We start from the raw sequence: 10,839 nt of genomic DNA, 5'->3' as shown, positions 1-10,839 counted from the left end.
GGTAGGACGCATGAACGATCGCATGGTGTGGATCGACTGCGAGATGACCGGGCTCTCGCTGACGGACGACGCACTCATCGAGGTGGCCGCGCTGGTCACCGACTCGGAACTGAACGTGCTCGGTCAGGGCGTGGACATCGTCATCCGGCCGCCGGACGCGGCCCTGGAGACCATGCCGGACGTGGTGCGCGAGATGCACACCGCTTCCGGACTCCTCGACGAGCTCGCGGGCGGCACCACCATCGCCGACGCGGAGGCGCAGGTCATGGCGTATGTGCGCGAGCACGTCAAGGAGCCCGGGAAGGCGCCGCTGTGCGGCAACTCGGTCAGCACCGACCGCGGCTTCCTCTCCCGCGACATGCCCACACTGGAGAACTACCTCCACTACCGGATCGTCGACGTCTCCTCGGTCAAGGAGCTGGCCCGCCGCTGGTATCCCCGGGCGTACTTCAACAGCCCGGAGAAGAACGGCAACCACCGCGCCCTCTCCGACATCCGCGAGTCCATCGCGGAGCTGCGCTACTACCGCGACGCGATCTTCGTCCCGCAGCCGGGCCCGGACTCCGACACGGCGAAGACCATCGCGTCCCGCCACGTCCTCCCCCCGGAGCCCCGGGCATAGCCCGCCCCACCGGGCACGAAACAAACCCGTGCGCGAGCACCCTCCCGGACCCTGTACACTTTTTCTCGGCCGGTCGGGAAAAAGACCGGTCGTGGTGGGTATAGCTCAGCTGGTAGAGCACCTGGTTGTGGTCCAGGATGTCGCGGGTTCGAGTCCCGTTACTCACCCTGATCAGCGAAAGGCCCGGTCCGCGCAAGCGGCCCGGGCCTTTCGCATGCCGCCCGCCGGCCCGTGGACGACCCGTCGGGCCCGCGGGCAGCCCTCAGCCGGGGTGGTAGAGGGCGTGGGCGCGCCTCGGGTCGGCAGGCCCGTCCTCGCCGAGGCTGACGAAGTGGTTCACCTGCCACGCCTGGGTGCTGCGGGCCTGCCGACTGGTCGTGCTCACCCAGGGCGGATAGACGCGGAATCCGCGCTTGCCGCCGGAGCCGCCGCGGGAAACGATGCCGCGCTCGCACAACACCTCGCGCGGGAACACGAACTGTCCGAAGCCGTTCTCGTCGCGGCTGCTGATGACGAAGAGGTCCACCCCGTCGTCGGCGTCGAAGGGCCGGATCGGCCCCTCCTGAGACCGCTGCCACACGGTGACGAACTGGCCCGCCTTCGCCGGGGTGGTCTTCGCCACGCGGAACCGGACCGAACGCTCACCGAGCGTGAACGCGCACGCCGCGTACTCGGCGCCTTCCGGTTCGGGCACCGGCAGCGAGCAGTCGAAACCGCACGGGTCGTACACCCACGCCTTCGCCGCCAGCAGGTCACCGTGAAGCCCCGTCCACGGCTGATTCGTCACCATGCCGTCATCCTGCCATCGCCTGCCGCCGCAGGCGGCAACCCGCGGCGCGGCCGCGACGACTGTCGGGTACGCAACGGAACCTCTCCCCCACACGGAGGAAACGTGCAGCACCCGCAGATACGCAGGGCCCTCGCCCTGGGCGCCGCCGCGGCCGCCGGTGTCGCCGCCATCGGGCTGACCGGGCCGCCCGCCGGGGCCGCCGGCAGTGCTGTCGCCGCGCGGCAGGCCGAGCGGCTCGACCGGGGCGTCCTTAGCGTCCACACCGGCACCGGCAACCTCGTCAGCTGGAGGTGGCTCGCGACCGATCCCGACAGCGTCGCCTTCAACGTCTACCGGGCCGGCACCAAGGTCAACGCCGCGCCTGTCACCGGCTCCACCAACTACTTCCACCCCGGCGCCCCCAGTCACGCCGACTACACCGTCCGCGCCGTCGTCGGCGGCGTCGAGCAGCCTGACTCCGTGCACGCCGTGCAGTTCCGCGGTGGGTACAAGGATGTGCCTCTCTCGCCGCCCGCCGGGGGGACCACTCCTGACGGGGTGTCGTACACGTACGAGGCCAATGACGCCTCCGTCGGGGATCTCGACGGGGACGGCGCCCTCGACTTCGTCCTCAAGTGGCAGCCCACCAACGCCAAGGACAACTCCCAGTCCGGGTACACCGGGAACACGATCCTCGACGGCATCACGCTCGACGGGACCCGGCTCTGGCGCATCGACCTCGGGCGCAACATCCGCTCCGGCGCCCACTACACCCAGTTCCAGGTGTACGACTACGACGGCGACGGGCGCGCCGAGGTCGCCGTGAAGACCGCCGACGGGACCGTGGACGGGACCGGGCGCGTCATCGGCTCCGCCTCCGCCGACCACCGGAACTCCCGCGGGTACGTGCTCTCCGGGAGCGAGTACCTCACCATGTTCGACGGGCGGACCGGGGCCGCCATGGCCACCACCGGCTACGTGCCCGCGCGGGGCAACGTCTCCTCGTGGGGCGACAGTTACGGCAACCGCGTCGACCGGTTCCTCGCCGGGACCGCGTACCTCGACGGCGTACGCCCCTCGCTGATCATGGCGCGCGGGTACTACACGCGGAGCGTCATCGCCGCCTGGGACTGGCGGAACGGGCAGTTCACCCGGCGGTGGACCTTCGACACCAGTTCCAGCACCAACGTCGGCAAGGGGTACGACGGGCAGGGGTCCCACAGCCTGTCCGTCGGTGACGTCGACGGGGACGGCAGGGATGAGATCGTCTATGGCTCCATGGCCGTCGACGACAACGGCCACGGGCTGTGGACCACCCGGACCGGGCACGGCGACGCCCAGCACCTCGGGGATCTCGACCCGGGCTCACCCGGGCTCGAGTACTTCAAGGTGTCCGAGTCCAGCAGTCAGCCCGCCGAGGTGTACATCGAGCCCTCCGACGGGGCCGTCCGGTGGAAGCTCGCCGCCTGCTGCGACAACGGGCGCGGCGTCGCCGGGGACATCTGGGCCGGCAACGACGGTGCCGAGGTGTGGTCCGCTTCCGGCGGTGGCGTCATCCGCGACGAGGGCGGCGGCTCCAAGGGGCGCCGGCCCTCGTCCGTCAACTTCCTCGCCTGGTGGGACGGGGACACGACGAGGGAGCTGCTCGACGGGACCCGTATCGACAAGTACGGGCCGAGCGGAGACACGCGGCTGCTGACCGGCGCCTCCGTCGCGTCCAACAACGGGACCAAGGCCACCCCCGCGCTCTCCGGCGACATCCTCGGCGACTGGCGCGAGGAGGTCGTGTGGCGTACCGCCGACAACCGGGCGCTGCGGATCTACTCCACACCGCACGAGACCAGTACGCGGATCACCACGCTGCTGCACGACACCATGTACCGCACGGGGCTGGCCTGGCAGAACACCGCCTACAACCAGCCCCCGCACCCGAGTTTCCACATCGGGGCCGGGATGCGGACCGCACCCCGGCCGTCGGTCACGACGCCGTAGCGGGAGTACAGGTCGTGGTCGGGGGCGCGTTCGTCCCCGACCACGAGCCGGTGAAGCCGAGTGTCACCGACGCTCCCGGCTGCACCACGCCGTTCCAGCCGGCGTTCGTCACGGTGACCGTCGCGCCGGACTGGGTGTGGTTCGCGTTCCACATCTGGGTGATCTGCTGGCCCGCGCCGAAGGTCCAGGCGAGTGACCAGCCGTTCCAGGCTTCCGTTCCCGTGTTCTTGACGGTGACGTCGGCCTGGAAGCCGCCTGACCACTGGTTCGTCACCTTGTACGTGGTCTCGCACAGGGCGTCTGTGGGCGGGTCCGTCGGCGGGTCCGTGGGCTCGCCGCCCGTGTCCGTCGTGTCGCCGTAGATGATGCCCCGGCCGTTTGTCGATACGTACACCCGGCCGTAGATCCTCGGGTCGCCCGTGATCGCCGCGCCCGTCCAGCCCCACTGGTGCGCGTCGTCGTTGACGCGGGTCCACGACGCGCCCTCGTCCGTGGAGCGGAAGATGCCGCGTACGCCGCCGATCTCGGCGCTCGCGAAGAGGGTGTCGTACGCCGCGCCCGGTGCCGCCTTGCCGAAGCCGATCGTGTCGGCCTCCGCCACGCCGCTCACCCGCGTGAAGGTCGCGCCCGAGTCCTTCGAGCGCCACAGGCCGTACGTGCCGTTCGGCTCGCCGCCCGCCAGCCAGATGTCGCCCTCCCTGCCCGGGGCCGCCTTGAAGCGGACGTTGCCGGTGGCCGGCAGGCCCGTGGCGCGCGAGGCGGTGAAGGTGGCGCCGCCGTCCGTGCTGACGTGGAAGGTGCCGTCCTTGAAGGCGTAGAACTTCCGCGGGTTCACGCGGTCCGATTCGACCGTCGCGCCCGCCGGGACGCCCTGCGACGCCGTCCAGGACGTGCCGAAGCCGGTCGTCGTGTGGACGCCCGTGCCGTCCGGGCTCCAGACGAAGCGGCTCCCGTCGGCCGCCGCGGCGACCGTGCCGCCGCCCGAGACGCCCGAAGGCTCCTGCCCGGCGAACCAGTTGGCGCCGTTGTCGGTGGAGAACGCGATGCGCGGGCCCGCGTCCAGGTGCCCGGTCCGTACGACCGTGTTCGGCTTCTGCTCGGCGTAGTCGAGGCTCGTCGACGACGTGAAGTTCGGCTGCGTGAACATCAGCGACGGGACCTTCGTCAGGTCCGTGTGGCGGAAGCCGCCGATGTCACCGAGCGCGCTGAGGAGCGGGGCGCCGGACGGCGGCGAGATCAGGTCGTTGACCGCCGTCTCCTCCAGGCCCTGGACCATGGGCTTGATGGTGATGTCGTTCCCCGCGTCCCACTGGGTGAGGTTCTCCGTGCCGTAGATGGTGGCGCCGGTGCCGTACATCATGCGATTCGAGTCGAACGGGTCGATCTCCAGCGTCTCCGTCATCCAGCCGAGCTTCGGGCTCTCCTCGGGCGGGCTCGGGTTCGCGCCCCACTTCAGCCACGGTGACGACGTCACGTCCATCGTGTAGCGGTTCTCGCGGTTCGGGTACGACGTGTACTCCCAGGCGGCCGTCCAGTTCTGCCCGCTGTCCGTCGTACGGAAGATCTGTGTGTCGGGCCACCAGGAGCTGTAGCCCGTCACCATGACGGTGCCCGGGTTCTGACGGTCCACGCTCAGGCCGCTGAAGCCGTAGTAGGGGTCGCTGTCGGGGGTGATGTCGTGCCACGTTCCCGTGTCCGTCGCGTACCGCCACACCTCGCCGTCCGTGCCGTCGTACGGACCGCCCGTGTCGCTGTACGCCAGGTACAGGGAGCCGGTCTCCGCCTCCAGCACGCCCTTGTGGGGCAGGAAGCCCGTGGGCTGGCCAGCCACGCGGGACCAGGTCGCGCCGGCGTCCGTGGAGCGGTAGACGGCGTTCTCCTTGTCGGCCACGCCCACGTAGAGGGTCCGTGTGGCCTGACCGGCGCTGCCCGTCGACTCGTCGAACGTCACCCAGAGGACGCCCTGGTTGTCGGAGGCGTAGCCGCTGGTGTCGGACGGGTCCTGGGCATAGTTCCCCGGGTTCGGGAAGGACGCGACCTCCGACCACGAGACACCCGAGTCCGTCGAGCGCCACAGGCCGTTGCCGCTCGGCGCGGCCAGGTACAGGACGCTGTTGCGGTGCGGGTCGATGGCGAGGCGCTCGCCCATGCCGCGGCCCGGCATGTTGCCGCCGAGCTTGAAGGGGAGGTCCGTCCTCTGCCAGCTCGCGCCTCTGTCGGAGGAGCGGAGGACCGCGCCGTTGCCGGGGTCCCAGTCGTTGGTGTACGTGCCGACGGCGACGTACACCTTGTCCGGATCGACGGAGTCCGTGGCGAGGCTCGCGACACCGGTGTGGCCCCAGTCGTCCCAGCCGATGTGGTCCAGGAGCGGGGTCCACGTCTTGGTGGACTGCTCCCAGCGGTAGGCGCCGCCGATGTCGGTACGGGCGTAGGCGAGGTTCTTCTCGGAGCGGTTGAAGACGATGCCGGGGACGAAACCGCCGCCGTCGACGCGCACGTTCTTCCACGTGTACGTGTCGGCGGAGACCGCGGCGGCGGTGGCCGGTGGCTCCGGTGCCGCCTGGGCGGCGGGCGGCGCGCCCGTCAGCAGGCCGGCGGCCAGGGCCAGCCCCGCGAGCAGATGTCTCTTCATGGGGGGGGTGCTCCCTCTCGGAGCTCGGAAATCGGGGATCGGAAAGGGGCCGGGCGGGTCGCGCGGGTGCGCGGCCCGCCCGGCCGGTACGTACGCGGAGTCGCGGGGCAGGGCTACTCGAGGAGCTCCGCGTACGAGCCCATGGCCAGGGCGATGTCCGCCTGGGCCCAGAAGCGGTGGTACGTGAAGACGGGGGCTGCGCCGCCCGCCAGATAGGCCTCGATCTTCGACCAGGCCGGGTCGTCCTTGTAGAAGGAGCGGATCGACGTGAACGTCGACGACGAGTCGACGCGGTCGCCGTTCGGCATGGTGCCGGTCCAGCCGCCCGGCACGTACACCGGGTCGTCGAAGCGGTTGTAGTCGGCGCGGGTCTCCGGGACGGCGATGCCCAGGGGGTCCTGGTGGTGGTTCCACATGCCGTCGAGGAGGGCCTTGGCGACCCGCTTGGCGTCCGCGTCGCCGGACTTGGCGGCGTAGTACGTCAGGGTCTTGGCGTACGCGCCGGCGACGCCGACGTCGTCGGTGTAGTCCGCGACGGTGACGTGCAGGCCGTTGTTGGCGCCGGGCGACGCGGCGTTCCACGTGTCGGGGGCGCCGGTCCAGCGGAGCGTGGAGGGCATGCGGTAGGTGCCGTCGGGGTTGATGGTGGTCTCGGACAGGGCCCAGTCGACCCACTTGTCGAGGACGCTCTTGGCGAGGGCGTCACCGGTCTGGTGGTAGTACTCGGCGACCCGCTCCATGGACCAGGCCTGGAAGCCGAACCACTGGTTGGAGGGCGGGTCGTGGTAGACGGGCTTCTCGTCGTAGAAGAGGCCGTAGAAGGTGGGGGTGCCGGCCGGCGGGGTGGCGTAGCGGCCCTGCCAGCTGTTGGTGGCGCCGCCCGCGATGGCGCCCTCGCTGGACTGGAGCCAGCGGTAGAACTCGATCTGCCGCTTCAGGCTGGTGGCCCAGTCCTGGGCGCCCGTGGCCGACTTGGGCTTGAGGGGCGCGTACTCGCTCAGCGCGTACGCGGCGAGCGGGTTCTGGTAGCCGCTGTGGGCGTGGCTGGAGCCGATGCGCCAGGCCCATCCGGCGCTGGTGTCGGTGGCGCCGCCCCAGGCGTAGTACCAGGACATCAGGTAGTGGGCGCTGTCCTTGCCGGTGCCGGCCGGGCAGGTGGCCGCGCCGACGCAGTTCCCGGCCTTCTTGAAGTACTTGTCGAAGAGGGAGTAGCGCAGGTAGTCGCCCATCTTGGCGGCCTTGGCGACGGTCGCGGCGACCTGGCCGCCCTGGCCCTGGTCCTTCGCCCACAGGTCGGCCCAGTAGGCGGCCTGGACGGCGCGGGCGTCGGCGTCGGGGGCGTTGGTGAACTTCCACTGCTTGGCGTAGGAGTCGTCGCCCGTGAACAGGTCGAGGTAGCCGTTGGGGCCGCCGAAGGAGAAGTTGTCGCAGGTCGGGTGGGTGACGGTCTCCCAGACGGACTCCTGCGGGCCGCGCTGGAAGGTGTTGATGTACGACGGGCCCGTGGCGGTCGGGCCCGCGGAGCACTTGCCGGGCTCGTTGCCGTAGCCGTAGACGTTGTCGACGTCCTGCAGCCAGTGCATGCCGTAGATGTCGTCCGTGCCGTAGGCGCTCTTCAGCTCACCGGCGATCGGGTCGGCGCCGGCGCGGACCTGGCCGTCGAGGCGGGACGGGTAGTCGGACGGGTCGTCCAGCTCGGGGGCGTAGGTGCCGGGCGCCGACGCGTTGTACTTGTCGTTGGTCGGCTGGTCCGCGCGGGTGGGGATCATGTACTTCTCCATGGTGTCCCACGCGCCGTTGAACTTGGTCCAGTCGCCGGTGATCTTGCCGTACATGGCCTGGAGCCAGATCAGGTAGCTGTACGCCTCGGACGTCGTCTCGTGGCCGTGGTCGGGCGCCTCGACGATGAGGGTCTCGACGGAGTGGTACGGGATGCCCTCGGGCGAGAAGTAGCCGTTGGCCGGGTTGGTGATCTTCGCGTGGAGGTCCAGGAAGCGGCCCTCGTACGTGGAGCCCGCGGCGAGCTGCGCGACGGTGACCTCGGCCTTGCCGTGGCCTGGCGCGGTCGCCGTGAACACGGCGGTGCCGGTGCCGGACGCGGCGGCGGTGACGGTCACCTTCTGGGCGGTGTCCCAGGTGGCCGGGGTGAAGGTGAGGCTGGTGGGGGCCGCGGTGAGGTTGGTGTTGCCCGAGGTGCGGGCGACGGTCACCGTGACGTTCGCGGCGGGCTGTGTGGACAGCTTCAGGTCGAAGGTGCCCGACTCGCCCTGGCGTACGCCGAGTTGGGCGGGGCTCGCGACCAGGGCGGGGCCCGCGGCGACGGTGATGCCGACGGGCGCGGACTCGGCGGCGGCGCCCTGGCTGTCGTACGCCTTGGCGTAGAGGGAGTGGGAGCCGGCGGCGAGACCGTTCGCGGCGAAGGTGTACGGCGATGTGGTGTCCGTACCGAGCAGGGCCGTGTCGCTGTAGAACTCGACCTTGCTGATGGTGGCGCCGTCGGCGGCCGCGGCGGTGGCGGCCATCGGGACCGGGTCACCCGCGCTGAAGGTGGCGCCGGCCTCCGGGCTGGTCAGCACGGCGATGGGCGGCTGGTGGGCGCCCGCGCAGAGCGTGCCGTTCACGGTGAACGCCGTGGGCGCGGCGTTGCTGCCGCTGTAGGTGAACTGGGCGCCGGTGGTGACGGCCTGGCCCGCGGCGACCGTCCCGTTCCAGGCCGCGTTGGTGACGGTGACGGTCTTCCCGGACTGGGACCAGGTGCCGTTCCAGCCGTTGCTCAGCTGCTGGTCGCCGGTCTGGTCGTAGCTGAGGGTCCAGCCGTCGATGGGGTCGGTGCCCCGGTTGGTGAGCGTGAGCTCGGCGGTGTAGCCGGAGCCCCAGTCGTTGGTCGTGTAGTCGACGCTGCACTGCACGGCGGCTGCCCGTGCCTGTGCCGGTGCGCCGTTGGCCGCGGTCATGCCCAGGGGCAGGGCGATGGCGGCGGCCAGGACGGTCAGAAGCCGTCTCCTCGGTCCTGGCGACATCGGGGGTCTCTCCTAGCGGCTCTGTGGAGCAGGAGGGTGGGGTGACAAGCCTTGAACCAGTGGGAGCGCTCCCACTATGGGGAGGGGTGCGGGCGGGGTCAAGGTGCTTGAAGAGTCGAAGACGTTCGAAAGAAAAACTTTGCCCTCCCTCTGTTGCTTGACGGGATGGGGGCGCTACGGTCGGCGGACCAGTGGGAGCGGTTCCATTCAGTCCGGCGTGTTGTCAGGTACGCGCCGCATACTGTGAGGAGTCGCTCATGCGACACCCCCCGCGCCATCCCCCACGTCGTCCCCCACGTCGTCTCCCGCGTGCGTTGTCGCTGCTCTCGGGAGCCGCGCTCGTCCTCGCGGGTGCTGTGCTGGCCCCGGTCTCCTCGGCATCCGCCGCCGAAGAGGCGTCCCCCGTCTGCACGGTGGAGTACTCCACCGTCAACGAGTGGGCCGGCGGCTTCCAGGGCTCGGTCACGATCACCAACAACGGCTCCGCGCTGAACGGCTGGAGCCTCGGCTTCGACTTCACCGGCGGCCAGCAGGTCAGCCAGGGCTGGGGCGCCAAGTGGTCCCAGTCCGGCGCCTCGGTCACCGCGGCGAACGAGTCCTGGAACGCGACGCTCGCCGCGGGCGCGAGCGTCACGGCCGGGTTCATCGCCTCGTACTCCGGGGCCAACCCCGCGCCGACGGCGTTCACGCTGAACGGCACGGTGTGCAACGAGGACCCGGGCGGGCCGACCGACCCGCCGGACCCGCCGGATCCACCCGATCCGCCGGACCCGCCCGCCCCCGGTGACGGGCCTCCGGTCCTCACCGTGAGCGGCAACAGGCTCGTCGACGAGAACGGCGCGACCCGCCGCATGCTCGGCGTGAACCGCTCCGGCGGCGAGTTCGCGTGCGTCCAGGGCTACGGCATCTTCGACGGCCCGGTGGACGACGCGTCCGTGAAGGCCATCGCGGACTGGAACGCCAACACCGTACGCATCCCCCTGAACGAGGAGTGCTGGCTGGGCCTGGACAACATCAAGCCCGAATACCGGGGCGACACCTACATCAACGCCGTCAAGGGCCTCGTCGGCCGCGTCATCGCCCACGGCATGACGCCCGTACTCGAACTGCACTGGAGCTGGGGCCAGTACACCGGCAACTCCGCCGGCTGCTCCGACATCCACGCGAGCTGCCAGAAGCCGATGCCGAACGCCCGCTACACGCCCGCGTTCTGGACCTCGGTCGCCGACACCTTCAAGAACGACCGGCGCGTCGTGTTCGACCTGTTCAACGAGCCCTACGTGGACCGTGCCACCCCCACGGCCGACGCCGCGTGGGCCTGCTGGCGGGACGGCGGAAGCTGCCCCGGGGTCGGCTACGAGGTCGCCGGGATGCAGGACCTGCTGGACGCCGTACGGGCCACGGGCGCGACGAACCTCGTCCTCGTCCCCGGCCTCGCGTACTCCAACGATCTCAGCCGCTGGCTGGAGTACGCCCCCACCGACCCGGCGGGCAATCTGGCCGCCGCCTGGCACGTCTACAACTTCAACACCTGCTCCAACGAGGCGTGCTGGGACACCACCCTCGCCCCCGTCGCCGCCCAGGTCCCCCTGGTGGCGGGCGAGATCGGCGAGAACACCTGTGGCCACGGCTTCATCGACCGCGTCATGAAGTGGTTCGACGACCGCGGCCTGTCCTACCTGGGCTGGACCTGGAACACCTGGGACTGCTCCGCGGGCCCGGCCCTGATCAGCAGCTACGACGGTACGCCCACCGCCTTCGGCGTGGGCCTGCGCGACCACCTGCGCGCCCTGCAGAACTGAGA

General features: G+C 70.6%; 6 protein-coding genes and 1 tRNA gene. 4 read left to right on the top strand and 3 right to left on the bottom strand.

What is annotated here, in order from left to right:
- Positions 1-10: 10 nt before the first annotated feature.
- Both orn and HTZ82_RS16590 read left to right on the top strand, forming a co-directional pair.
- A complete protein-coding gene (gene orn, locus HTZ82_RS16595) occupies positions 11-622 on the top strand; it encodes an oligoribonuclease (protein ID WP_175410166.1) in 612 nt (203 codons plus the stop codon).
- Between the two features lie 94 nt (positions 623-716).
- Positions 717-789, top strand: a tRNA-His gene (locus HTZ82_RS16590).
- Positions 790-884: 95 nt separating this feature from the next.
- Here HTZ82_RS16590 and HTZ82_RS16585 read toward each other — a convergent pair.
- A complete protein-coding gene (locus HTZ82_RS16585; protein ID WP_175410165.1) occupies positions 885-1,412 on the bottom strand; it encodes a MepB family protein in 528 nt (175 codons plus the stop codon).
- Positions 1,413-1,514: 102 nt separating this feature from the next.
- Here HTZ82_RS16585 and HTZ82_RS16580 point away from each other — a divergent pair, with 102 nt between their 5' ends.
- Positions 1,515-3,383, top strand: a complete 1,869-nt coding sequence (locus tag HTZ82_RS16580) for a rhamnogalacturonan lyase (RefSeq protein ID WP_175410164.1) — start codon at positions 1,515-1,517, stop codon at positions 3,381-3,383.
- On the opposite strand, the gene HTZ82_RS16575 is transcribed toward HTZ82_RS16580, so the two are convergent.
- Positions 3,370-6,015 carry a cellulose binding domain-containing protein gene (locus HTZ82_RS16575; RefSeq protein WP_175410163.1) on the bottom strand — a complete coding sequence of 882 codons (2,646 nt, stop codon included), beginning with the start codon at positions 6,013-6,015 and terminating at the stop codon, positions 3,370-3,372. The two genes, HTZ82_RS16580 and HTZ82_RS16575, sit on opposite strands and share 14 nt — an antisense overlap.
- Before the next feature lie 113 nt (positions 6,016-6,128).
- Positions 6,129-9,035 carry a glycoside hydrolase family 48 protein gene (locus HTZ82_RS16570; RefSeq protein ID WP_175410162.1) on the bottom strand — a complete coding sequence of 969 codons (2,907 nt, stop codon included), beginning with the start codon at positions 9,033-9,035 and terminating at the stop codon, positions 6,129-6,131.
- 257 nt (positions 9,036-9,292) lie between these two features.
- Here HTZ82_RS16570 and HTZ82_RS16565 point away from each other — a divergent pair, with 257 nt between their 5' ends.
- Complete coding sequence (locus HTZ82_RS16565) at positions 9,293-10,837, top strand: cellulase family glycosylhydrolase (protein ID WP_175410161.1); 1,545 nt, start codon at positions 9,293-9,295, stop codon at positions 10,835-10,837.
- Positions 10,838-10,839 lie beyond the last annotated feature (2 nt).

It is taken from the genome of Streptomyces sp. TRM64462 (assembly GCF_013362995.1).
Classification (GTDB): Bacteria; Actinomycetota; Actinomycetes; order Streptomycetales; family Streptomycetaceae; genus Streptomyces.
Note: the sequence above shows the minus strand (reverse complement) of the source record. Positions and strands in the feature narration are given on the sequence as shown.